Annotated in this window: 22 protein-coding genes; 18 read left to right on the top strand and 4 right to left on the bottom strand. The window is 72.2% G+C overall.

Annotation, left to right across the window (positions count from 1 at the left end):
• Positions 1–624 precede the first annotated feature (624 nt).
• The 8 genes from IN07_RS03430 to IN07_RS03465 all read left to right on the top strand — a co-directional run bounded on the left by IN07_RS03430 (position 625) and on the right by IN07_RS03465 (position 11,224).
• Positions 625–2,067 (top strand): DNRLRE domain-containing protein, encoded by a 1,443-nt coding sequence (locus IN07_RS03430; RefSeq protein ID WP_197058339.1) that lies wholly within the window; start codon positions 625–627, stop codon positions 2,065–2,067.
• Positions 2,068–2,198: 131 nt separating this feature from the next.
• Positions 2,199–3,554, top strand: a complete 1,356-nt coding sequence (locus IN07_RS03435; RefSeq protein ID WP_156119014.1) for a hypothetical protein — start codon at positions 2,199–2,201, stop codon at positions 3,552–3,554.
• A 54-nt stretch (positions 3,555–3,608) separates the two neighbouring features.
• On the top strand, positions 3,609–5,738 hold the full coding sequence (locus tag IN07_RS25580; protein ID WP_036333657.1) for an RHS repeat domain-containing protein: 2,130 nt from the start codon (positions 3,609–3,611) through the stop codon (positions 5,736–5,738).
• Positions 5,654–7,210, top strand: a complete 1,557-nt coding sequence (locus IN07_RS03445; protein WP_197058340.1) for an RHS repeat-associated core domain-containing protein — start codon at positions 5,654–5,656, stop codon at positions 7,208–7,210. Before IN07_RS25580 ends, IN07_RS03445 begins: the two co-directional genes overlap by 85 nt.
• Positions 7,211–7,239: 29 nt before the next feature.
• Positions 7,240–7,599, top strand: coding sequence for a hypothetical protein (locus tag IN07_RS03450; RefSeq protein WP_156119016.1), 360 nt, complete (start codon positions 7,240–7,242; stop codon positions 7,597–7,599).
• 694 nt (positions 7,600–8,293) lie between these two features.
• Positions 8,294–9,316 (top strand): heat-inducible transcriptional repressor HrcA, encoded by a 1,023-nt coding sequence (gene hrcA, locus IN07_RS03455; protein ID WP_036333663.1) that lies wholly within the window; start codon positions 8,294–8,296, stop codon positions 9,314–9,316.
• Between the two features lie 16 nt (positions 9,317–9,332).
• On the top strand, positions 9,333–10,469 hold the full coding sequence (dnaJ, locus tag IN07_RS03460) for a molecular chaperone DnaJ (RefSeq protein WP_036333665.1): 1,137 nt from the start codon (positions 9,333–9,335) through the stop codon (positions 10,467–10,469).
• Positions 10,466–11,224, top strand: a complete 759-nt coding sequence (locus IN07_RS03465; RefSeq protein ID WP_052090669.1) for a 16S rRNA (uracil(1498)-N(3))-methyltransferase — start codon at positions 10,466–10,468, stop codon at positions 11,222–11,224. Before dnaJ ends, IN07_RS03465 begins: the two co-directional genes overlap by 4 nt.
• A 65-nt stretch (positions 11,225–11,289) precedes the next feature.
• On the opposite strand, the gene IN07_RS03470 is transcribed toward IN07_RS03465, so the two are convergent.
• Genes IN07_RS03470 through IN07_RS03480 form a run of 3 tightly spaced genes read right to left on the bottom strand, consistent with a single transcriptional unit; the run spans position 11,290 to position 14,596 of the window.
• Positions 11,290–12,906, bottom strand: a complete 1,617-nt coding sequence (locus IN07_RS03470; protein WP_036333667.1) for a PhnE/PtxC family ABC transporter permease — start codon at positions 12,904–12,906, stop codon at positions 11,290–11,292.
• Positions 12,903–13,649 (bottom strand): phosphonate ABC transporter ATP-binding protein, encoded by a 747-nt coding sequence (locus tag IN07_RS03475; protein WP_052090695.1) that lies wholly within the window; start codon positions 13,647–13,649, stop codon positions 12,903–12,905. The genes IN07_RS03470 and IN07_RS03475 overlap by 4 nt, the downstream gene beginning before the upstream one ends.
• On the bottom strand, positions 13,646–14,596 hold the full coding sequence (locus tag IN07_RS03480) for a putative selenate ABC transporter substrate-binding protein (RefSeq protein WP_036333669.1): 951 nt from the start codon (positions 14,594–14,596) through the stop codon (positions 13,646–13,648). The genes IN07_RS03475 and IN07_RS03480 overlap by 4 nt, the downstream gene beginning before the upstream one ends.
• A gap of 158 nt (positions 14,597–14,754) precedes the next feature.
• Here IN07_RS03480 and IN07_RS24490 point away from each other — a divergent pair, with 158 nt between their 5' ends.
• The 9 genes from IN07_RS24490 to IN07_RS03525 all read left to right on the top strand — a co-directional run bounded on the left by IN07_RS24490 (position 14,755) and on the right by IN07_RS03525 (position 22,165).
• A complete protein-coding gene (locus IN07_RS24490; RefSeq protein ID WP_036333671.1) occupies positions 14,755–15,126 on the top strand; it encodes a histidine triad nucleotide-binding protein in 372 nt (123 codons plus the stop codon).
• Between the two features lie 28 nt (positions 15,127–15,154).
• Entirely contained in the window at positions 15,155–15,976 is an 822-nt protein-coding gene (locus tag IN07_RS03490) for an enoyl-CoA hydratase/isomerase family protein (protein WP_036333673.1), read from the top strand.
• A 96-nt stretch (positions 15,977–16,072) separates the two neighbouring features.
• Entirely contained in the window at positions 16,073–17,203 is a 1,131-nt protein-coding gene (locus tag IN07_RS03495; protein ID WP_052090674.1) for a PhoH family protein, read from the top strand.
• Between the two features lie 2 nt (positions 17,204–17,205).
• Positions 17,206–17,703 (top strand): rRNA maturation RNase YbeY, encoded by a 498-nt coding sequence (gene ybeY, locus IN07_RS03500; protein WP_036333675.1) that lies wholly within the window; start codon positions 17,206–17,208, stop codon positions 17,701–17,703.
• Entirely contained in the window at positions 17,700–19,040 is a 1,341-nt protein-coding gene (locus IN07_RS03505; RefSeq protein WP_036333677.1) for a hemolysin family protein, read from the top strand. Before ybeY ends, IN07_RS03505 begins: the two co-directional genes overlap by 4 nt.
• A gap of 86 nt (positions 19,041–19,126) precedes the next feature.
• Positions 19,127–19,459 carry a hypothetical protein gene (locus IN07_RS03510; RefSeq protein WP_036333679.1) on the top strand — a complete coding sequence of 111 codons (333 nt, stop codon included), beginning with the start codon at positions 19,127–19,129 and terminating at the stop codon, positions 19,457–19,459.
• A gap of 101 nt (positions 19,460–19,560) precedes the next feature.
• Complete coding sequence (locus tag IN07_RS03515; RefSeq protein ID WP_197058341.1) at positions 19,561–20,442, top strand: UbiA family prenyltransferase; 882 nt, start codon at positions 19,561–19,563, stop codon at positions 20,440–20,442.
• Positions 20,439–21,509, top strand: a complete 1,071-nt coding sequence (locus IN07_RS03520; protein ID WP_052090678.1) for a sensor histidine kinase — start codon at positions 20,439–20,441, stop codon at positions 21,507–21,509. Before IN07_RS03515 ends, IN07_RS03520 begins: the two co-directional genes overlap by 4 nt.
• Positions 21,506–22,165 (top strand): response regulator transcription factor, encoded by a 660-nt coding sequence (locus tag IN07_RS03525; protein ID WP_036333681.1) that lies wholly within the window; start codon positions 21,506–21,508, stop codon positions 22,163–22,165. Before IN07_RS03520 ends, IN07_RS03525 begins: the two co-directional genes overlap by 4 nt.
• Positions 22,166–22,224: 59 nt before the next feature.
• On the opposite strand, the gene IN07_RS03530 is transcribed toward IN07_RS03525, so the two are convergent.
• A complete protein-coding gene (locus IN07_RS03530; protein ID WP_156119017.1) occupies positions 22,225–22,821 on the bottom strand; it encodes a hypothetical protein in 597 nt (198 codons plus the stop codon).
• Positions 22,822–22,897: 76 nt separating this feature from the next.
• Between IN07_RS03530 and era the strand changes: the two genes are divergently transcribed.
• A complete protein-coding gene (era, locus tag IN07_RS03535) occupies positions 22,898–23,815 on the top strand; it encodes a GTPase Era (protein ID WP_036333726.1) in 918 nt (305 codons plus the stop codon).
• Positions 23,816–23,901 lie beyond the last annotated feature (86 nt).

The raw sequence follows: 23,901 nt of genomic DNA on the forward strand, positions 1-23,901 counted from the left end.
CGTCTACGCCGACGCCCTCACCGGGCCCCTTGGCACACCACCTTGGTGGACGCCACTCAGGGCGAACGGGTCGAGGTCATCGGTGAGCGCACCGAGACCTCGTCGACCTGGGTCAACCCGGACGGGACGCTGACGACCGGACAGGCGCAGGCGCCGATCTGGGTGCGGACCGGCGACGGAGACGGGACGACGTCATCGGACTGGGTCGAGGTCGATCTGACCCTGGAGGTGCAGCCCGAGGGGACCGTCGCTCCGAAGGCCCATCCCGCTCATCTCGAACTGGCAGGCGGCGGGACGCCCGCGGACGGCGAACTCCTGTCCATGTCCGGTGAGGCTGGGGAGTCCGTCGGTCTCGCCTGGACGCAGCAGCTGCCCACCCCGCGCTTGGAGGGGCCCCGGGCGGTCTACCCGGAAGTCCAGCCCGGGGTCGATCTGGTGGTCGAGGCCACGCGCAGCGGCTACGAGCAGTACTACGTGCTCACGGAGCGGCCGGAGCCAGGACGGGTGCCGGACCTCTCGCTGACGGTCATCGGTGAGGGCGTCACGGCGACGGAGACCGATGACGGGGGAGTCGCCTTCACGGGGGACACCGGTGAGGTCGTGGGATCCAGCGGCGCTCCCCAGGTGTGGGACGCAGGCGTCGATGGAGAGCGCCTGCACCCCATCACGGAGCCGTGGACGGAGGAAGACGACCAGCCGCTCACCGCCCTCGCGCCCCTGCCGGACTGGGGAGCTGAGGAGGCGGCCGAGGAGCGGCCGAGCGAGCCGACCACCGCAGGCGACGCCCAGACCCTGGTCGACCTCGGTACACCGGGAGAGCCGCCGGCCTTGCCGAGTGGCAGCGAGACCGAGGTCACCGACGCCCCGGGGCAGGTCGACTCCCCGGCGTCGGCTGATGCCGGCGGCAGCACCACGCTGGTGCTGACTGATGCCGCAGTGGTCACCTCTCCGCACTCCGTGGAGGTCGCACTCACCCCGGACACGGCTTTCCTGGCGGACGCAGAGACCCAGTACCCGGTGGTCGTGGACCCGGAGTACCGCTGGGAGTGGGGATTCGACACCTGGGTGCAAACCGGGTTCAGCAGCGACCAGTCCGGCAGTACGGAACTGCGGCTCGGCACCTACGACGGAGGCGCCACCGTCGCGCGGTCGTTCATGAACTTCGACCTCTCGGGCATCCGCAACAAGACGATCCTGCAGGCCAGCCTCAACCTGTACGAATGGCACGCGTGGTCGTGCCAGGCGCGCAACTGGGAGGTCTGGGACACCGCCCCAGCCACCACCGCCGCACGCATCAACGCCCAGCCGGGCTGGTTCAACCGACAGAGCACCTCGGGCCAGACCAAGGGCGGTAACGGCTGTGATGACGGCTGGGTGGCAGCGGATCTGACCAAACTCGTGCAGACGTGGTCCAGCACCGGTTACACCACGGTGGGCGTGGGGGTGAAGGCGGAGAACGAACGGGACTCCTACGGCTGGAAGAAGTTCAACTCGGCCGAGGCGGGTTGGGGCGTCCCCACGCTGTACGTCAACTGGAACACCCCACCCGGTCCGTCCGACGGACTCGCCGTCAGCAACACGGTGAACAAGGACGGCAGGTGGACGTCGTCCGTCACGCCTCGCCTGTCGGGCACCGTCCACGACGCCGATGGGTCCACCAACGCGTTGTTCGAGCTGTGGCGGGTCGGTGGGCAGGTCATCTGGAGTCAGTGGGTCAACAACGTGCGGGACGGCCAGGTCGCCTTTGTCGACGTCCCACCGGGTGTGTTGGCGGACGGGGGTTCCTACTCGTTCCTGCTGCACACCCATGACGGTCTCCAATGGAACACCGCGACGTCGGCGTGGGCCGACTTCCGGGTCGACACGGCAGCACCGGGCGCGCCCCCGATCACGTCGACGGACTATCCGAGCGACGGCACGTGGCACAAGTCCGAGTACTCCGCGGGGATGTTCACCGCGACGCTGAAGACGTCTGATCCCAGCCTGGTCGGCTTCGAGTGGGGCCTGGACCAGGCGCCCGGACGGCGCTCACCCCTGCAACCGGCAACGTCACCACGTTCTCGGTGACCCCGACCACCAACGGGGTGCACGTCCTGCAGGTCCGCTCCGTGGACAGGGCCGGCAACCGGTCGTCCATCGTCAAGTACGCCTTCAACGTGGGCCGAGCGGGCCTGACCTCTCCTGTCGAGGGCAGCCAGGTGGTGCGCCGGGTCAAGCTCTCGGTCACGGGCGAGCAGGTGTTCGAGTACGTCAAGTTCGCCTACCGCCGGGGCCCCGACGCTGCGACGAGCCAGGACATCGCGCTGGCTGACCTGACCCGGGCGAACGGCACCCCCCTCTCCGCGCCCTGGACCAAGATCAGCGATCTGGGCGACTACGCCAGCTGGGACGTGAGTTCGACGCTCGGCCATGTCCCTGGTCCCGTCCAGGTACAGGCGATCGTCTCCGCCGATGCCGATGGAGCCGGCGCCTACAAGTCGGCCTGGGTCACCGTGACCGTGTCGCCCGATGCAGACGACGCGGCGACGACGGAGATCGGGCCCGGGTCGGCCAACCTGCTGACCGGCGACTACACCTTGTCGAGCACCGATGTCGACGAGTTCGGCTTGGCACTCGGCCGCGCGGCCTCCTCGCGGGACCCCCGGTCCGGCTTCGAGCCCCAGCAGGAGCTGCTGTCAGCAGCGCAGGAGACCATCGCTAGCGTCAGCGGTCTGAGCAGCAACGGCGTCACCCACGCACGGGTGACCGGGCGGGGGCACGGCGGTTCAGAACCCACGAAGTCGGTGCTGGACTCCTTGCGGCTGGTGACGGACGGCAGCACGGCGGATTCGTTCGTGGAGATCGCGCCCGCCAACGGGCAGCTACGCCCCGGTGCCACATACCGCGCGGACGCGTGGATCTACGTTCCTGGATCGACCGGTCTCGCCCCGGTGTCGCCACGTGGGCTGCGGGTGGTCGGTTTCTACCTGGATGCCAACAACGTCTATCGCGAGGTCCGCTCCAACGCACCCGTCAAGACCGACACCTGGCAGCAGCTGTCGGTGGACATGGAGGTCCCGGCCGACGCAAAGGGGGCACCGTTCTTCCGGTTGTACAGCGGCTTCGGGACCTCCGGCGTCGAGGTGTTCTACGACGACGTGTCCGTGCGCGAGATCTGGGCTCCGCTGGGGCCCCAGTGGAGCCTGGGCACGGCCGACGCAGCAGCGGACACCGGTTACACGCGCATCAGCCAGCCGCAGCCGGACGTGGCCACGTTGCACCTGTCCGGCGGCGGTGAGGTCTGGTTCACGGCTTCCGGCGACGGCCGGTGGTGGCCGGAGCCCGGTGCCGAGTCGCTGACCCTGACGTCCGTCGACGCGAGTACATGGCGGGTCACCGAGCTCGACGGGACCGTCAGCGAGTTCGTCCGCCAGGCCGCAGCGACCGACTGGAGCCTCGCGACCACGTCCCCGCCTGCGTCGGCCGGCCAGACACGGCTCTTGTACGGCAACGTGAACGGGCGGCTGCGGCTCACCCGTCTGATCGCCCCGATCGAGCCTGGGGTCGACGGCTAGCCGGTCAACAAGACGGCGTGTACCACCGCAGTGCCCGCGGCCGGGTGCGAGGTGATGCAGCTGGTCTACGTCGGTGACCCAGGTGCACCGGGTGCTCCCGCCACTGCGACGGCGTTCGGCAACCACGCCGACCGCCTGGTCGAGGTGAAGCTGTGGTCGACCGCCCCGGGTGCCGCCGTCACGGATGCGGTCAGCGCAGTCCGGTACGCGTATGACGACAAGGGGCGGCTCCGAGAGGTCTGGGACCCGCGGATCACTCCGGCACTGAAGACGGCATACGACTACGACCCTGACGGGCGCGTCGTCCAGCTCGGCAGTCCGGGGGAGCTGCCCTGGAAGTTCCGCTACGGCACCGGCGGAGCCAACTCGACCGTGGGCAACGGCGATCTGGTCGACCGCAGTTCCGGGCGGCTGCTCAGCGTCTCCCGTGCCTCGCTGCAGCCGGGGACCCTCGACGAGGTCGGTCCGGACACCACCAGCACTGTCGTCTACGCCGTCCCGACCACCCGTTCCGCCGGCGGCCCGTACGACCTGAACCCGGCCGCCTTGGCCACCTGGGCGCAGACCCGCGGGCCGACCGATGCCACAGCCGTGTTCGGGCCGGAGGACGTCCCCTCGGTCACGACCGCCTCGGCCACCACGCCGGGGAAGGACGGCTACCGAGCCGCCACGGTCCACTACCTCGACGCCTCTGGACGCGAGGTCAACACGGCGTCTCCGGCGGGTGCCGACGCGCCGGTGGCCGGCTTCATCGACACCTCCGAGCACGACCGTTTCGGCAACGTCGTCCGCTCGCTCGACGCCACCAACCGGCTGCTGTCGCTCGGGTTGCTCCCGTCAGCGGCAACGGACCTCGCCGCGCTGAACCTCACCCAGGCCGACACCGCGACGCGGGCGATGGCCCTCTCGTCGCTGTCCACCTACGGGCCTGAAGGGCTCGACCTCCTGCGTAGTCGTGGCCCACTGCTGCGGCTGGCGATCGGCAACGACCCGAACGACGTGCGGTTGGTGCACGACCTCAGCACCTACGTCTACGACGAGGGAAAGCCGGACGGCGCCGCATATCACCTGACGACCACCGAGACCGAGGGCGTGCTGATCGCCGGCACGGTGCCGGAGCAACTGGCCGACGTCGTGGTCACCAAGAACGTGTACGACCCGATCGACGGCAAGCCGGCTCGCGAGGGCACCTCCGGCTGGGTGCACAAGCAGCCCACCCAGGTGATCGTCGACGCCGGCCCTGGTGGCGCCAACGTCACCGCGAAGGTGCGGTACGACGCACAGGGTCGCGCCGTGGAGTCCCGTAAGGCCGGGTCCACCGGCACGGACGCCGGGACGACGCTCACCGTCTACTACTCGGCTGCTGCCAATGCGCAGTTCCCCGAGTGCGGCGGCAAGCCTGGCATCGCTGGGTTGGCGTGCCGCACCTGCAGCGCCGGCCCCGCCACCGGGCAGGACGCCGGCCGGATGGCGACGCAGCTACCGGTCAAGACGGTCAGCTACAACCGTTACGGCTCGATCGCTTCGGTCACCGAGTCCGCTGCCGGCCCGGTGAACGGCGCGTCCGTCACCCAGTCCCGCACAACCACCACGGCCTACGACGATGCCGACCGCGTGGTCTCGGTCGAGATCGCCGGCACCGGGATGAGCGCCCCGGCGCTGGGCAAGACGGTCAGCACCTACGACCCGACCAACGGCGACGTGGTGCGGATGTCCACGACGAAGCCCGACGGCTCGGTCAGCAAGGTGGAGAAGACCTTCGACCGGCTCGGCCGGATGACCCGGTACGCCGACGCCGCCGGTGGTGTGACCACCAGCGTCTTCGATCGGTTCGGCAAGCCGACCAAGGTCAGCGACAGCATCGGGACGACGACGTCCTTCACCTACGATCGGTCGATCGAGCCCCGCGGGTTCGTCACGTCGGTGCAGGACTCGGTGGCCGGCACCCTCTCGGCGGTCTACGGGCCCGACGGTCAGCTGACCAGCCAGTCGCTCCCTGGCGGGTGCGCTTGGACGTGGGGTACGACGCCAACCAGTCGCCGGTCACCCGCACGTACAAGCGGGCCAGTGACGACGTCGTCATCGCCACGTCGTCGGTGGTGGAGAACGGGGCCGGGCAGTGGATCAGCTCCACGACGTCCGCATCGACCAAGAACTACGCCTACGACCGGCTCGGTCGACTGACCGATGTCCGGGACACCACCCTGGGCGCCGGCGTCTGCACGGCCCGGCAGTACGGCTACAACGAGCGGGCCGAACGGACGTCGCTGCGTACCGCGGTGTCACCGACGTCGGCATGCGCGGACCCGGCGTCTCCGGAGGCCGCGGCGGTCACCTACGCCTACGACACCGCCGACCGCCTGGTCACCGAGTCGGTCAACGGTGGGGCATGGGTCTACGACCCGCTGGGCCGGATCACCGGCGCCCCGGTGCGGGGCAGCCCGGGCGCGCGGGTGGCCAACACCTTCTACGCCAACGACCTGGTCGCCTCGCAGACGATCGAGGGGGTGGCCCGGCAGACCTGGTCGCTGGACCCGCTGCAGCGCTTCTCCTCCTACACGTCCGAGTCCTGGGCCGCGGGTGCGGACGGGGTGCCGGCCTGGCAGCAGGCGGTCACCAAGGTCAACCACTACGACTCGGACTCGGACTCCCCGGCGTGGATCGCCGAGGACGCCTCGCTGCCCGATGCGATCACCCGATTCGTCGACGGGCTGGACGGCAACCTGGCGGTGCAGACCGGCAAGTCCGGTGCCCGGGTGCTGCAGCTGATCGACCTGCACGGCGACGTGATGACCACCGTCCCGATCCGGGACGGCGAGGGCGCCGCGGACTGGACCGGGCTGCGGCACCAGGCGGCGGACGAGTTCGGCAACGCCACCGACCTGACCACCGGTGCGGCGGTGGTCACGAACGGGGCGGCGCCGGGTAAGGACGGCCGCTACGGCTGGTTGGGTGGCAAGCAGCGATCGGCTGACGCGCTGGCCGGTGTGCTGCTCATGGGGGTGCGGCTCTACGACCCGGGGACGGGTCGGTTCTGGTCGGTCGACCCCATCCCCGGTGGCAATGCCACCGCTTACGACTACTGCACCGCTGACCCGGTCAACTGCACAGACCTGGATGGACGCTGGTCCTGGAAGGGGGTGCTGAAAAAGGTCGCCATCGTCGCCGAAGTTGCGTCCATGATCCCGGGGCCGGTCGGCTCGATAGCGGCCGGCATCTCCGCTGGCGCATACGCTGCGGCCGGCAACAGGAAGATGGCGATCGCTATGGGGATCGCGGTCGGTGCCGCCTTCGTGGGAGGTGGGGCCGCAATCGCGGTGTTAAAGTACGGTAAGCGAGCCACCGAGACCGCCGGACGCATTAACAAGTCAGCCAAGCGAGCTTATGCCAAAAAGCTGTCAGTCAGCTTGAACTCTGGTAGAGCGAGCGTTTTCAAGACGGTGGCGTCAGGACGCTGGCGGTACGACTTAGTTGGACGTGGGCATCGAGGAGTGGCCACGCCGCACAAGACGTTCGCAACAAGAAATAGTCGAGACCCCAGCGGATTTGATTCCGGTCGTGCGAGTCGTATTGCCAAGCCGATGACATGGCGGGACCTAGTCGGCGCCAGGAAGCAACTGAAGAAGCATGGACCAACTCCCAAGAGGAAGCGATGATAATGAGTCAAAGTCCTACCTTCGTTGGGATGCACCCCTGGCCGGAGAGTCAGGAAATTGTTGGCATCGTGACAGGCCCCAGCGCCGTGCACGTCGATCTGGACGACGAATACTCCGTGCAGGGGTTCTGTCGTGACTACGTGGACAGGGCCCTAGTGATCCGTTTCGCATCTCGAGGGGGTTCGACCGTCGCAAAGGAGGCCGCTTTAACCTTCGACTCGGTTGAGAACTTCACAGTCGAGCATGTCAATGAGCCAGCCGAGGAAGCGGACTCGTTCTACGGAGCCGCGTGGCAATCGGTCGGTGACAGGGCGAGCTTTCGAGTCGCTATCGGGCTCGCCATTCTCTGGTTCAACGCATCAGGTGCGTCGTGGTCGACCAGGGAGTAGCAGTAGATCTGAAAATGTCTCACCATCCTCAGGACGGCAGAATCGGCCGGCGCGTCAGTCCAAAGGATCGTTTCTGTTGTCTGACGTATTGCCGCTGTCGGCGAGCTGTCCGCCTTGGCGGCGCTCAATGCTGTGTCGATTGAGGTACAGATGGCGCGGCTGTTCAAAGCCCACGTCTACGGCTTGGGCTACTGGGTAGGTCGGGTGGGCCGGTGCCGCGTTGGGGGCGTTGGCCGCCAAGCGCGGGAAACTGGACAGTGGCTCGACTGGACCGCTAGCCCTGAAGCGGCCCCGTACCTACCCGGCGGCTGCTGGCGGTCGTGTGGAGATCGGCGGATTCACCTCTTGTTGTTGCTTCGGTATCGACGGACCGGAGCTCTGGTCGCCGCCAAAGAGCGGCGAACCCTTGGGGTCACTGGAGCATGCTCGACACGGCAGGCAAGCTGCGATGAGAAGTTGACTCGATCGAACTGGTGCCTCGACTTCCTGCGCTCGACCCCAACCGCCAGCGGTTAGGAGACACGCCCTAGGGGCGCGTTCTCGGCTGAGCGCTCGAACCCCTGCGCCTGATCAGCGAGCCGGAGGTCGGCGGGGGAGTGCGGTCGTATGCTGGCACTCGGTCCGCGCGAGTGCCAGGCACCTGCCCTGGGCAGCCACCGCCGACCACGTCGATCCGGTACGGGAGGTGTCAGCCGTGGCGCACGACGACCGGCGCCTGCGGGTGCTGCGGGCGATCGTCCAGGACTACGTCTCCACCAACGACCCGGTGGGGAGCAAGGCCCTGGCCGCCCGCTACGACCTCGGGGTGAGCCCAGCCACGATCCGCAACGACATGGCGGTGCTGGAGGAGGAGGGCTACATCACCCAGCCGCACACCAGTGCCGGCCGGGTGCCCACCGACAAGGGCTACCGCTTCTTCGTCGACCGGCTCAGCGCGATCAAGCCGCTGTCGGCCGCCGAGCGCAAGGCGATCGAGAAGTTCCTCGACGGCGCCGTCGACCTGCACGACGTGCTGGGCCGCAGCGTCCGGCTGCTGGCCCAGCTGACCCGCCAGGTCGCCGTCGTCCAGTACCCGACGCTGGCGCGCAGCGCCGTCCGGCACCTGGAGCTGGTGCCGCTGTCGACGTCCCGGCTGCTGATGGTGCTGATCACCGACACCGGCCGGGTCGAGCAGCGCGTGGTGGAGGTGCCGGTCGACACCGAGGCCGACACGGTCGCCGAGCTGCGCACCCTGCTCAACGCCGCCTTCACCGGCGCGAAGCTGGGCGAGGCCAGCGACAAGGTCGGCGACCTGGTCGACGCCTCCGCGCCGCACCTGCGCCCGCTGGTCGCCGCGGTGAGCGCGACGCTGCTGGAGACGCTGGTCGAGCCCTCGGAGGACCGGCTGGTCATCGGCGGGACGGCGAACCTCGCGCAGGGCAGCGCGCTGGACTTCCCCGGCACCTTCCGCCCGCTGCTGGAGGCGCTGGAAGAACAGGTGGTCGTCCTGCGGTTGATGGCCGAGGTGGGGCCCAGCACGGTGACGGTGAGCATCGGTGAGGAGAACGAGCACGAGGCGCTGACCGCCGCGTCGTTCGTCTCCGTGGGCTACGGGTCCGGCGACCAGGCGCTCGGTGGCCTGGGTGTCGTCGGCCCCACCCGGATGGACTACGCAGGGAACATCGCCGCGGTACGAGCCGTGGCCCGCTACGTCGGCCACCTGTTGGCCGAGAGCTGAGGACTGAGAACGCTTCATGGCAACCGACTACTACGGCGTGCTGGGCCTTGCCCAGGGAGCCAGCGACACCGAGATCAAGCGCGCCTACCGCAAGATGGCCCGCGACCTGCACCCCGACGTCAACCCGGAACCGGGCGCGAAGGAGAAGTTCGGGGAGGTCAGCCGGGCCTACGAGGCGCTGACCGACCCGGAGAAGCGGCGGATCATCGACCTGGGTGGTGACCCCTACGACACCAACGGCGGCCGGGGGGGCAGCCCCTTCGGCAACGCCGCGGGCTTCGGCGGGCTCGGCGACATCATGGACGCCTTCTTCGGCGGGGGCGCCGGCCGCGGGCCGCGGGGCCGCACCCGCGAGGGCGAGGACGCGCTGATCCGAGTCGACCTGGACCTCGACGAGACCGTCTTCGGCACCACGACGGAGGTCACCGTCGACACCGCGATCCTCTGCGACGCCTGCACCGGTGCCGGCACCGCCCCCGGCACGCACCCGGAGACCTGCTCCACCTGCAACGGCCGCGGCGAGGTGCAGAGCGTGCAGCGCTCCTTCCTCGGCCAGGTCATCGCCAGCCGCCCGTGCCCCACCTGCCAGGCCACCGGCCAGGTCATCCCCAACCCGTGCCCCAAGTGCGCCGGTGACGGGCGGGTGCGCTCCCGCCGCACCATCCCGGTCAAGGTCCCGGCCGGCGTCGAGGACGGCATGCGCATCCGGCTGGCCGGTTACGGCGAGGTCGGCCCCGGCGGCGGCCCCGCCGGTGACCTGTACGTCGAGGTGCGTGAGCGCCCGCACGACGTGTTCACCCGCGACGGCGAGGACCTGCACTGCCGGGTCACCCTGCCGATGACCGCGGCGGCGCTGGGCACCACGCTCAAGCTCGAGACCCTCGACGGCAACGAGGACCTCACCATCAAGGCCGGCACCCAGTCCGGCACCGTGCTCACGCTGCGGGCACACGGCGCCCCGCGGCTGCGCGGCACCGGCCGGGGCAACCTGCTCGTGCACCTCGACGTGCAGACGCCCACCCGGATCGACGGCCGTCAGCAGGAGCTGCTGCGCGAGCTCGCCGGGCTGCGCGGTGAGGACCTCACCGACGGCAACAGCGCGAACCACGGTGGCCTGTTCACCCGGGTGCGCGACGCCTTCAACGGCCGATGAGTCAGGCCCCGGACGCACTCGCAGCCGACGGCGCCCCCCTCTTCCTGCTCGACGAGCTGCCGGACGGCGACGTCCTCACCGTGGACGGCGCCGAGGGTCGGCACGCCGTCGACGTGCTGCGGCTCGGCGCCGGTGAGCGGGTGCGGGTGAGTGACGGGCAGGGGCTGCTGGTCGAGGGCTCCGTGCTCGCGGCCGCGGGGTCGGCGTTGCAGGTCCAGGTGCTCGCCCGGCACGACGTCCCCGCGCCGCAGCCGGAGTTCGTGCTGGTGCAGGCGCTGCCCAAGGGCGACCGGGGTCCGCTCGCCGTCGACCTGGCCACCGAGCTGGGCGTCGACCGGATCGTGCCGTGGACCGCAGCCCGCTGCGTCACCCGGTGGCGGGACGACCGGATCGACAAGGGCCTGGCCAAGTGGCGCTCGGCCGCCCGGGCCGCGACCAAGCAGGCACGCCGGCCGCGGGTGCCCGAGGTGACCGAGCCGATGAGCACCCGCCAGGTCTGCGGCATGCTCGCCGACGTCGACCTGGCCCTGGTGCTGCACGAGCAGGCCCGCCAGCCGTTCGCGCAGCTCGAGGTGCCGGCGACCGGGTCGATCGCCGTCATCGTCGGCCCCGAGGGCGGGCTGACCGACGGCGAGGTGGTCGCCTTCCGGGCGGCCGGCGCGCAGTCGGTGCGCCTGGGCGCCGAGGTGCTGCGGACGTCGACCGCCGGCGCCGCCGTGCTCGCCGCCCTGTCCGCCCGCACCCGCTGGCGGTAGCGGGCGTGTCGATCATCGGCGAATGGCTGCTCGACACGCCGAAGTGGGCAGCCGAACGCCGATGATCAACTCCTGAGGGCGGAGCGGGCGCGGGCGCTGACCAGGTCGACCGCGGCGGTCAGCAGCACGAGTGCCACCAGCACGGTGGTCACCGCGCCCCAGTCGAAGGCGGCCACCCGGCTGGCCAGCAGGGCTCCCAGCCCGCCCGCGCCCAGCAGCCCGACCAGCACGGTGTCCCGGATGGCCACCTCCCAGCGGTACAGCGCGAACGCCAGCAGCGGCCCGGTCGCCGCCGGGAGCACCCCGTACAGCCAGCCACCCACCGGCCCGGCACCCAGCGCGGTGAGCGCCGCCCGGGGCCGCGGGTCCAGCTCCTCGGTCGCCTCCGCCGCCAGCCGCCCCAGCACGCCGAGCGTGTAGACACCGAGCGCCAGCGCCCCGGGGAGGATCCCGGGCAGCAGCACGAACAGCAGCACCAGCGCCCACACCGGCGGCGGCACGGCCCGCAGCAGCAGCAGGGCGAGCCGGACGACGGACCCGGCCAGCCGACGTCCGGCTGACGCGCGGGCCGGGCGGGCGGCCACCCCGGCCAGCAGCACCGCCCCGACGGTGGCGACGGCGATCGCGATCACCGACATCTGCACCGTGTCGACCGCGGCCGACGCGACCGCGGAGAGCAGCGGCCGGTCGACGTCCGGCGGCCAGGCAGCCGCGAGCACGTAGCGCAGCTGCTCGCCGGTGCGGTCGGAGACCAGCGTGGCCGGTGAGATCGCCAGGTACCACCACGACCAGACGACTCCGGCCAACGTGCCCAGCACGGCGGCGCTCAGAGCCGGGTCCCGGCGCAGCCGGTCCCCGGACGAGCGGGGCGCGGCCACCCGGCGCCGCACCGCACGGCCGCCGACGTCGGCGAGCAGGCACAGCAGCGCCAGCGCGTACACGCAGGACCACACCTGCTCCCAGCGCAGCGAGCTGAACGACAGCAGCAACTGGTAGCCCAGCCCACCGGCGCCGATCAGCCCGAGCACCACGGCCGACCGGACCGCGCACTCCAGCCGGTAGAACGAGTACGACAGCAGCCCGCCCGACGCCGGGGGCAGCAGCCCGTACAGCGCGGCCGTCGTCCGGCCGGCACCCGCGGCGAGCAGGGCCGAGTACCCGCTGCGCGGCACCTCGTCGAGCAGGTCGGCGAAGACCTTTGCGGTCACCGCCCCGTACGGGACGCCGATCGCCAGCACCCCGACCCACGGGTCCAGCCCCAGCAGGTTGACCAGCAGCAGCCCCCACACCGCCTCGTGCAGCCCTCGCGGGACGGCGAGCGCCCCGCGGGACAGCGTCCAGCCCAGCCGGCGTCGTCCCCAGGTGGTGCGGGCGACCGCCACCGCGCCGACCGCGCCCAGCAGCACCGCCAGCGCCGCCCCGAGCGCGGCGTAGGCGACGGTGACCAGCACCGAGTCGGCGAGCACCCGGAGGAACGGGCCGTCGAGGGCGGGGGAGAGCGCGGCGGCGGCGAACCGGCCGAACTGCCCGGTGCCGGCCGGGTTGACCACGTCGCCGGCGAACGCACCCGCGCCGGCCAGTGACCACGCCACCACGGCGAGCGCACCGAGTCCCCACGCCCAGCGGGTCCGCGCCCGGTGCAGCCGGGGGGCCACCCGGGGCCGGTCCTGGACGGCGGTCACCGCGGGGCGCCGTAGAAGTCGGCCAGGTCCCCGACCGTGAGCGCGGCCGCGGGTGCGTCGAGCACCACCCGCCCCTCGACCAGCCCGACCACCCGGGTGCAGTGCCGCAGCGCCAGCGCCGGGTCGTGCAGGGAGGCGATCAGCGCGCCGCCCCGCTCGGTGGCCAGCCCGGCGAGCAGGCCGAGGGCGCGCTCGGCCAGCACCGGGTCCAGCGCCGAGGCCGGCTCGTCGGCGAGCACCAGCTCGGGCTGCTGCACCAGCAACCGGGCGAGCGCCACTCGCTGCCGCTGGCCGCCGGAGAGCCGCTCGGTGCGCTCGAACACCCGGTCGGCCAGCCCCACCCGGTCCAGCGCCGCGAGCACCTCGGGCAGCCCCTGCGGGCGCACCAGCGACCACGCCGCCCGCCACGCGGGCCAGCTGGACAGCCGCCCGGCGTTCACGTTGTGCACCACCCGCAGTTGACCGACCAGCTCCAGGTGCTGGTGGACCGTGCCGACCCGGGCCCGCAGCTGCTGCTGGGCCCGGCCGCGCAGCGCCGCGACCTCCTCCCCGAGCACCTGCACGGAGCCCGCGGTGGGCAGGACCGAGCCGTTGACCAACCCGAGCAGCGTCGACTTGCCGGCGCCGGAGGGCCCGACCAGCGCCACCCGCTGGCCGGCGTCGACGGTGAGGTCGACACCGGCCAGCGCGCGGGTGCTGCCGTAGCGGACCTCGACGCCGTCCAGCCGGAGGACGGCGCTCAGCTGATCAGCCCCAGGTCGCGGCCGACCGCCTCGATCTGGTCGTAGTTCGACGCCTCGGTCGGGATGAACGCCCCGGCGCCGAACAGCTCCAGCACCTCGTCCCCGGCGGGCAGGCCGGTGAAGTACTCGAGCAGCCGTCCGGGCAGGTCCGGGCCGAGCCGCTCCACCGCCTCCGGGCTGAGCAGCCAGTGGTAGTCGTGGTACTCCGGGGTGCGGGCGTACTGGACCACCGCCGCGGGGTCGACGGTGCCGTCCTCGACGCGGGACCGCCACACCTGCTCGTTGAGCACCCCGGCCTGGTAGCTGCCCGAGGAGACCAGCGAGATGGTCGCGTCGTGCGAGCCGGAGAACCCGGGGCCGCCGGGGAAGCCCTGTGGGTCGACGTCCTGCTCGGACAGGAAGTACGCGGGCATCAGCCGGCCGGACGTCGACGTCTCGCTGCCGTAGGTGAACCGCAGGTCGGCCAGCGGGCCGAGGTCGTCGGCCGGGGTCAGCCCGGTGCCGGTGTTGACGATGAACACCGAGGTGAACGACTCGTCGATGTCGCGCTGGGCGATCGGCTCGGCGCCGGGGGTCTGCAGCCGGGCCTGCACGCCGGTGAGCCCGCCGAACCAGACCAGGTCGAGGTCACCGGTGCGGAAGAGGGAGACGGCGGCGCCGTAGTCGGTGACCGGCTGGTGGTCGACGTCCAGGTCGAGTGCGGCGGACATCGAGTCGGCGAGCGTGCTGTACAGCCGTTGCAGGACCTCGGGGTCCTGGTCGGGGATGGCGCCGATGGTCAGCGAGCCGCGGCTGCCGGTCGAGCCCCCGGACAATGACTCGGGGGAGTCCCGGCTGCAGGCGGCGAGCCCGGCGGCGAGGACGGCGGCGCTCCCGGCGAGGAAGCCGCGCCTGTTCAGTGCGTGTTCTCCGAAGCCACCCGACCGGACGGCGCGACGACTGCTCACTACGTCCTCGGATGGGGCTGGGGTGCGGACACGGGAGACCTCCAGGGGAGAGGGACGAGGCGGACCGGCCCATCGTCGCCCACGCCGTCCTCCCGGGCCGCGCCCACCACCAGAATGGCCATTTCGGTGGTCGGGTGGCGGGGCCTAGGGTCGGGCCGGTGAGCGAGCCGAGGAACGAGTGCCTGTTCTGCCGGATGGTGGCCGGGGAGATCCCGCCGGACGTCGTCCGGGAGACCGACCGCACGCTCGCCTTCCGGGACATCAACCCGCAGGCGCCCACCCACGTGCTGGTGATCCCGAAGGAGCACCACGCCACCCTCGGTGCGCTGGCCGGCGCCGACCCCGAGCTCACCGCCGAGCTGGTCGCGGCCGCACACGCCGTCGCCGTCCAGGAGGGCCTCGTGACGGCGGACGCGCCCGAGCCCGGCTACCGCGTCGTGGCCAACACCGGGCCGCAGGCCGGGCAGACGGTCCACCACGTGCACCTGCACGTGCTCGGCGGCCGCGGCCTGGGCTGGCCGCCCGGCTGAGGCCGCTCGGGCCTGCCAGAGTGGCGGTGTGTCCGAGACCACTGCCCCCGTCCGGCTCGAGCGGGACGGCGACGTCGCCGTCGTCGTCCTGGACAACCCTCCGCTGAACCTGTTCGACCAGGCGGTGTTCGACGCCTGGGAACGGGTGACCGGCCAGCTGGTCGAGCTCACCGATCCTGCGCGGCCCGACCGGGCCCGTGCGGTGCTGGTGGAGGCGCGTGGCCGGGTCGTCTCCGCCGGTGTCGACGTGCACCTGTTCGCCGAGATCGCCGAGGGCCCGGACGCCGTCGCCCGCGGCGGGGCGCTGTGGGCCCGGCTGCTGCGCACGGTGCAGACGCTGGAGGGCCTCCCGGTGCCGACCGTCTTCGCCGCCCACGGCCTGACCCTGACCGCGGCGTTCGAGATCTCACTGGCCTGCGACGTGCTGCTCGCCGCGGAGAGCGCGTCCTTCGGTCTGGTGGAGATCGTCGTCGGGCTCACGCCGTCGATGGGCGGGCCGCAGCGGCTGGCCGAGCGGGCCGGCCCGGCGCGGGCCCGGGAGCTCGTGTTCACCGGTGAGCGCTACCCGGCCGCGGTCCTGGAGCGCTGGAACGTGGTCAACCGCGTCCTGCCCGACGACGGCTTCCCCGAGGCGGCCCGGGAGTACGCGCGCCGGATCGCCGCCGGCCCCACCGTCGCGCACGCGGCGACCAAGCGGCTGGTCGCCACGGCGGTGCGGCACGGCGTACCCGCGGCGGACGACGTCGTACCGGCCGTCTCGGGGCTGCTGTTCGGCACCGAGGACCTGCGCGGGGCCGTGGCGTCCTTCCTCACCGACGGCCCGGGGAGGGCCCGCTACACCGGCCGCTGATCCCCGGCCGATGTGGAGCCGCGCCTCAGAAGGGTCTGCGCGGGTACGCTGGACCGGGTCACAACCCCCGTCGCAGGAAGGCAGGGTCGAGCGTTCTTGCCCGACACCTCACCAGACGCCGTACCGGAGACCATCGCGTCCTCCCGTGAGCTCTCCGCGCGTGCCGCGGGAGCCGGCGTCCCGGAACCGGCCGTACCGGCCGAGGTCCGCACCTCCATCACCGTCCCCGACAGCGTCTCCATGGTGGCCCTCCTGGGCTCCGGGGACGAGCTCCTCCGCCTGGTCGAGACCGAGCTCGCCGCCGACGTGCACGTCCGCGGCAACGAGATCGGGATCACCGGCCAGCCGGCGGACAACGCCTTCGCCGTCCGGGTCTTCGACGAGCTGATCGCCCTGCTGGCGACCGGCCAGGCGCTGCGGCCGGACTCGGTCCGCCGGGTCGTCGGCATGCTCCGCGCCGGCGGCTCCGAGCGCCCCGCGGACGTGCTCAGCCTCGACATCATCAGCCGCCGGGGTCGCACCATCCGGCCGAAGACGCTGAACCAGAAGCGGTACGTCGACGCCATCGACGACCACAGCGTGATCTTCGGGATCGGCCCGGCCGGCACCGGCAAGACCTACCTGGCGATGGCCAAGGCCGTGCAGGCGCTGACCACCAAGCAGGTCAACCGGATCATCCTGACCCGTCCGGCGGTGGAGGCCGGTGAGCGGCTGGGCTACCTGCCGGGCTCGCTGTCGGAGAAGATCGACCCCTACCTGCGGCCGCTGTACGACGCGCTGCACGACATGGTCGACCCGGAGTCGATCCCGCGGCTGATGCAGGCCGGCACCATCGAGGTCGCCCCGCTGGCCTACATGCGCGGCCGCACGCTCAACGACGCGTTCGTCATCCTCGACGAGGCACAGAACACCACCGCCGAGCAGATGAAGATGTTCCTCACCCGGCTGGGGTTCGGCTCCAAGATGGTCGTCACCGGCGACGTCACCCAGGTCGACCTGCCCGGGGGTGCGCAGAGCGGCCTGCGGATCGTGCGGGAGATCCTCGAGGGCATCGACGACGTCCACTTCTCCACGCTGACCAGCTCCGACGTCGTCCGGCACCGGCTGGTCGGCGACATCGTCGACGCCTACGAGCGCTGGGACGCCACCCGGCAGCCGCCGGCGCCGGCGGCCGGCTCCCGTCCGGCCCGGCACGGCCGTCCCCAGACCCGGCAGCAGGGGAGCTGAGCGTGCCCGTCGAGGTCGCCAACGAGTCCGAGATCTCCGTCGACGAAGGAGCGCTGGCCGGCGTCTGCCGCTACGTGCTCGACGCCATGGAGGTCAGCCCGCTGGCCGAGCTGTCGGTGCTCTGCGTCGACGGCGACTACATGGCCACCCTGCACGAGCGGTGGATGGGGGAGAAGGGCCCGACCGACGTGCTGGCCTTCCCGATGGACGAGCTGGACACCGCCCGTCCCGACGACCCCGACCCCGGTCCGGCGCTCCTCGGTGACGTGGTGCTGTGCCCGGCCGTCGCCGTCCGGCAGGCCCGCGCCGCCGGTCACTCGATGGCCGACGAGCTGCTCCTGCTGGCCACCCACGGCGTGCTCCACCTGTTGGGCTACGACCACATGGAGCCCGACGAGGAGAAGGAGATGTTCGGCCTGCAGTCCAAGCTCCTCGAGGGCTGGCGCGCCACTCCGCGGGAGTCGGTGACCGGCGAGCCGATGGAGCCGGAGACCCGATGAGCTCGACCGCGATCGTCCTGCTGGGGATCGCCGTCGTCCTGGTCCTCGTCGCCGGCGTCTTCGCCGCACTGGACGCCGCGTTGCAGCGGCTGTCCAAGGCCGCGGTGGAGGAGCTGCGGCGGGACGGGACCAAGCGGGCGGGCCCGCTGGCGCAGGTCATGGAGGACCGGGCCCGGCACGTGGCCCTGCTGCTGCTGCTGCGGATCGCCTGCGAGACGGCCGCGACCGTCATCGTCGCGGTCATCCTCGACGGGTTGTTCGACGGCGTGGCACTGGGCGTGCTGACCGCCATCGCGGTGATGACGGTGGTCAGCTACGTGCTCATCGGGGTCGGCCCGCGGACGCTGGGCCGGCAGCACGCCTACAACATCGCGCTGTCCGCGGCCTCGCTGATCCGGCTGCTGGGCCGGCTGCTCGGCCCGATCGCCACGCTGCTGATCCTCATCGGCAACGCGATCACCCCCGGCAAGGGCTACCGCGACGGCCCGTTCAGCAGCGAGGTCGAGCTCCGCGAGCTGGTCGACATGGCCGAGGAGCGCGGCGTCGTCGAGTCCGGCGAGCGCAACATGATCCACGGCGTCTTCGAGCTCGGCGACACCATCGCCCGCGAGGTGATGGTGCCCCGGCCGGACGTGGTCTGGATCGAGCGCGGCAAGACCCTCCGGCAGGCGCTGGCGCTGTGCCTGCGCAGCGGCTTCAGCCGGCTCCCGGTCATCGGCGAGAACGTCGACGACATCATCGGCGTGGTCTTCCTCAAGGACCTGGTGCGTCGCACCCAGGGCTCCTCGGACGCCCGGGCCAGCGAGCCGAAGGTCGAGGACCTGCTGCGCCCGGCCACCTTCGTGCCGGAGTCCAAGCCGGTGGACGAGCTGCTCCGCGAGATGCAGGCCTCCCGGGCCCACATGGCCGTCGTCGTCGACGAGTACGGGGGCTTCGCCGGGCTGGTCACGATCGAGGACATCCTCGAGGAGATCGTCGGCGAGATCGACGACGAGCACGACACCGTCCAGCGCCCGCCGATCGAGGAGCTGGAGGACGGCTCGGTGCGGATCACCGCCCGGCTCCCCGTGGAGGACCTCGCCGACCTGTTCCGCGTCGAGCTCCCCGACGACGACGGGGTCGAGACCGTCGGCGGCCTGCTGGCCCGGGAGATCGGCATGGTGCCGATCGAGGGCTCGGCCGCCGAGGTCGGTGGCCTGCAGCTGGTCGCCGAGAGCACCGGCGGGCGGCGCAACCAGATCGACACGATCTTGGTCAACCGGGTGCCCGAGCCGAGCGCGGAGGAAGCGGACGACGAGCCCGCCCGGGAACCCGAACCGGCGGCCGTGGAAAGCTGAGAAAGGACCCTCCCGCCCCCCACCGCTCGCAAGCTCGCGTCGGGCCCCTGCGGAAGGGCCAGACCGACGGACAGGAGAGCGATCCGGTGGCTGAGCTGGACCCCGAGGACGCCAAGCTGATCACGCTGGCCCGCTCCGCCCGGAGCCGCACCGGCGCGGCCGAGGGCGCCGCGGTGCGCGACACGGACGGGCGCACCTACCTCGCCGCCACCGTGGCGCTGCCCTCGCTGCAGCTGTCCGCGCTGCAGGCCGCCGTCGCCGCCGCGGTCTCCAGCGGTGTCGACGGGCTCGAGGCGGCCGCCGTCGTCAGCGCTGCCGAGGCCGTCGAGGAGGCCGGGCTGGCCGCCGTCCACGACCTGACCGCGGCGGCGCCGGTCCTGCTCGCCGGGCCCGACGGGGTGCTCCGCACCACCACCTGACCCGGCGTCCTGGCTGGACGGATGTGTCGAAGGGTGTAGCCGAGCTACACCTTTCGGGGCGCGGAGATCGGCCCGATCTGGACCAGGGTGGGGCTGTGTCCGTGACACAGCGATCGTCCCTGCTCCGCGCCGTCCCCCTGCTCTGGGCGGAGACCCGGCCGGTGGTGCAGGCGGTCTTCGCGCTGCGGTACACCGTCGGGGCCGTCGTCGGGGTGGCCGGTGCCGGCGCACTGCGGCCGGCGGTCGTGATCGGTGCGCTGGCCTGGTCGCTGCTGGTGATGAGCATCTACCTGGTCAACGGGGTCTCCGACCTGCTCGGCGACCGGGCCAACGGCAGCACCCGGCCGCTGGCCTCCGGCCGGGTCGAGGCGCGGGTCGCGGTGCGGACGGCGTGGGCGCTGGCCGTCGCCGGCCTGCTGTTGGCGGCCTGCTCGGGCGTGCTCGCACTGCTGGCCTGCGCGGTGGCGATGACCGTGCTCGGCTGGGCGTACAGCGTCGGACCGCGGCCGCTGAAGCACAGCGTGGCCGGTACCACGGTGGCCGCGATCGGGGGCGGCCTGCTCAGCTACGGCGCCGGCGTGGCCGCGGCCGGTGGGGGCCTGTCGGCCCCGTACGCAGCGGTCTTCCTGCTCCTGTCGGCGTGGATGGCCGTCGCCGGTGCGTCCAAGGACCTCGGTGACCGGGAGGGGGACCGCCTGGCCGGGCGACGTACCTTGCCCGTCGTGGCCGGACACCGCACCGCCGTCCGGGGGATCGCCGGCGGTTCGCTGCTGCTGGGGCTGACCGCGCTCGCGTTCGCCGGGGTCTGGCCGCAGCTGCTCGCGCCGGCTGCCGCCGTGTGCCTGGGTGGCGAGGTCGTCGCCGTGCTGGCGCTGCTGACGCCGGAGGGTGGCCCGCGACCGCTCCGGCGTCGGCCCTACCGTGCCTTCATGGTCACCCAGTACCTGGCCAACCCGCTCGTCGTCGTCAGCGTGCTGCTGTGACCGCGCCGGACGTCGGCCGGATCACCGATGCCGAGCTCGACGCCGCGATCGCCGACACGGTCCTGGCCGACGCCGCCGTGGTCGCCCCCCGACTGTCGGCGGACCCCGCCCGGGCCGTCCAGCTGCACGGTCGCCTCCTCGCCGTGCTGCGGGTGACGCACGCCCGGGTCCGCGGGCTGCCGCCGGCCGCGGCCCCGGCCGCCCAGCCCGACGTCGGCGCCGACCGGGCCCGCACCGGCCTGCACCCGGCCGAGTCGCTGCGGGTCGCCAGCCTGCTGTTCCAGCGCGCGCTGCCCGCGCTCGTCGCGCAGCACCGGGACGACGCGGCGCCCGGAGCCGGGTCCACCACCGAGCAGGTCGCGCTGGTCCTGCACCAGGTGATCGACGAGCTGGTGATCCCCGCGTCGATCTCCTACGTCGACGTGCTGCTCGCCCGGATCAGCGACGCCAACCGGGACGAACGCCGCCGGGTCGCCCGCGACCTGCACGACCACACCAGCCACGGGATCGGTGCGGCGATGCAGGGCATCGACCTGGCCCTGCACCTGCACGCCACCGGCCAGCCGCTGGACGTGGAGAGGCTCCGCACCACCCGGCAGCTGCTGCTGGACACGCTCAACGACGTGCGTGGCATGGCCACCCGGCTGCGCGACGTGGTCGGGGACCGCACGCTCGGCCAGGCGCTGCAGGAGTACCTGGACTTCACCGCCCCGGTCGGGCTGGAGGTCACGCTCACCGAGGACGGCGAGGACGTGGCGCCGCTGCCCGGCCACGTCAAGGAGGAGAGCTACCTCATCGTGCGCGAGGCGATCCGCAACTCGTTCCTGCACGGCCGACGGGCGACCCGGCTCGACGTCGCCGTCCGGGTCGCCGACGGTCAGCTGACCGCCACCGTGGCCGACGACGGCTCCGGCTTCGACCCCGCGGCGGTCGACGCCACCCGCAGCGTGGGGCTCTCCTCGGTGCGCGAGCGCGCCGAGGGCCTCGGCGGCAGCGTGGCCCTCGACACCGGGCCGGGCGGCGTCCGGCTGGTGCTCACCGTGCCGGTGCCGAGGGCGTCGGCGTGACCGGCCCCGAGCGCGGTCTCCGGGTGGTCCTGGTCGACGACCACCGGCTGTTCCGCGAGAGCCTGGGCGCGCTGCTCGCCGTCCACCAGGGCATCGAGGTGGTGGCGGAGGGCGCGAACGGGGAGGAGGCGGTCCGGCTGGCCCGCCTCCACCAGCCCGACGTGGTGCTGCTGGACGTGGAGATGCCGGGTCAGTCGGTGCTGACCTCGCTGGTCGAGATCCGCAGCGCCTCGCCGTCCACCCGCATCGTCGTCCTGACCATGCACGAGAACACCCCGCTGGCCCGCCAGCTGCTGCTGCGCGGCGCCTCCGCCTACCTGATCAAGACGATCGGGCACCACGAGCTGGTCGCGGCGATCCGGGCCGCCACCGACCGTGAGCAGGACCTGATCACCCTGTCGGTGTCCCGCGGTGGGCTGGCCGGCCTCACCTCGCAGGGTGGGCCGATGCTGTCCGAACGCGAGGTGGAGGTGCTCGCCCTGGTCGGCAAGGCGCGCTCCAACGCGGCGATCGCCGCCGAGCTGCGGATCAGCGAGGGCACGGTGAAGCGGCACCTGAGCAACATCAACGCCAAGCTCGGTTCGACGTCCCGGCTGGACGCCGTGCGGCGGGCGACCCGGGCGCGGCTGCTCGCTCCCGGTCTGGGGGACGACTGACGAAGGACCCCGTCCTCCCCACCCTTCGCAGGCTCAGGGCGGTGCCCTGGACGGGGCCGTCAGGGCAGGGGGTGGCCCAGGGCGTCGGCGACCGTGGCCGGGTCGCGCACCCAGCCGGTGAACGCCTTCGGGGTCTCCCCGTCGGGGCCCAGGTGCCGGACGCTGATCCGCTGCCGGCCCGGCCACCAGCCGCCGCGCCGCTTGGCCTTCGGCCAGCCGGCCGGCGGCGCGCCCAGCACCACCTCGCGGACCAGCACCAGCGGGACCACCCCGAAGGACGACGTCTGCCGCAGCCCGGCGATGTCGGTGGAGACGGCGAAGTCGGAGACGGTGAACCGGCCGGTCGACACCACCAGCACCAGCAGGCCGAGCCCCAGGGCGATCGGCGCCTCCGCGGCGGCCGCGGCGCTGCCGTCCCGCCAGCCCAGGAACCCCAGCCAGGCCGCGACGGCGAGCACGGTCAGCGTGATGACCAGCGGCGAGGCCGGGTCGTACTGCCAGTACCGCAGCGGCCGCGGGGTCACCGTGACGTGCCGCTTGGGCCCGCGGCTGGCGAGGTAGCCGTAGCTGGTGACCTGGTTGATGTGCCGTTCACGGTCCCGGGCGGCCTGCACGACCAGGGGCTCGCCGTTGTCTCGTCGGGACCGGGATGGCATGCCCGCCATGATCGCAGGAGGGCCTCCCGTGCCGGTCGCAGCAGCGCTGTCGGTGCGCAGTGGGAGACTGGACGGCGTGACCTCCTCCGATCAGCCGCCGTACCGCAGCGGCTTCGCCTGCCTGGTCGGCCGGCCCAACGCGGGCAAGACCACGCTGACGAACGCCCTGGTCGGCGAGAAGGTCGGCATCGTCAGCAACCGGCCGCAGACCACCCGGCACGCCATCCGCGGGGTGGTGCACCGGCCGGCCGGCCAGCTGGTGCTCGTCGACACCCCGGGGCTGCACAAGCCCAAGAGCCTGCTCGGCCAGCGGCTCAACGACGTCGTCCGCGACACCCTGTCCGAGGTCGACGTCATCGTCTTCTGCATCCCCGCCGACCAGCCCGTCGGCACCGGCGACGCCTTCATCGCCCGGCAGCTCAGGGAGGTCTCCACCCCGATCGTGCTGGTGGTGACCAAGACCGACGCGGCCAGCAAGAAGGCCATCACCCAGCAGCTCGTGGCGGCCAGCAAGCTGGTCGAGGCGCGGGAGATCGTGCCGGTCAGCGCGGTGGCCGGTGACCAGGTCACGCTGCTGGAGGACCTGCTGATCGGCATGCTGCCCGAGGGGCCGCCGATGTACCCCGACGAGCAGACCACCGACGAGGACGTCGAGCGGCAGATCACCGAGCTGGTGCGCGAGGCCGCCCTGGAGAAGGTGCGCCAGGAGGTGCCGCACTCCCTCGCCGTCACCGTGGAGGAGATGCACCGCAAGCCCGACCCGCGCGACCCGGACGCGGTGTTCACCGAGATCCACGCGCTGCTGCACGTCGAGCGCCCCAGCCAGAAGCCGATGCTGCTGGGCAAGGGCGGGCAGACGATCAAGGCGATCGGCAGCGAGGCCCGGGTCGGGCTGGAGACGCTGCTCGGCGGCCGGGTGCACCTGGCCCTGCACGTCACCGTGCTGGGGGAGTGGCAGGACGACCCGAAGAAGCTCAACCGGCTCGGTTACTGAGGCGGCGGGCGAGTGAGCATCGCAGGGAGCGCCAGCGACCGAGGAGCGGAGCGATCCGTCGCCGGGGACACAGCTACTGAGGCGGC

It is taken from the genome of Modestobacter caceresii, assembly GCF_000761485.1.
GTDB classification, from domain to species: Bacteria; Actinomycetota; Actinomycetes; order Mycobacteriales; family Geodermatophilaceae; genus Modestobacter; species Modestobacter caceresii.

Coding starts and splice junctions, on each gene's coding strand:
- IN07_RS03505 (WP_036333677.1), top strand. CDS start 17,700: ATGAGCTCGACCGCGATCGTCCTGCTGGGGATCGCCGTCGTCCTGGTC.
- IN07_RS03530 (WP_156119017.1), bottom strand. CDS start 22,821: ATGCCATCCCGGTCCCGACGAGACAACGGCGAGCCCCTGGTCGTGCAG.
- IN07_RS25580 (WP_036333657.1), top strand. CDS start 3,609: ATGCAGCTGGTCTACGTCGGTGACCCAGGTGCACCGGGTGCTCCCGCC.
- IN07_RS03465 (WP_052090669.1), top strand. CDS start 10,466: ATGAGTCAGGCCCCGGACGCACTCGCAGCCGACGGCGCCCCCCTCTTC.
- dnaJ (WP_036333665.1), top strand. CDS start 9,333: ATGGCAACCGACTACTACGGCGTGCTGGGCCTTGCCCAGGGAGCCAGC.
- IN07_RS03450 (WP_156119016.1), top strand. CDS start 7,240: ATGCACCCCTGGCCGGAGAGTCAGGAAATTGTTGGCATCGTGACAGGC.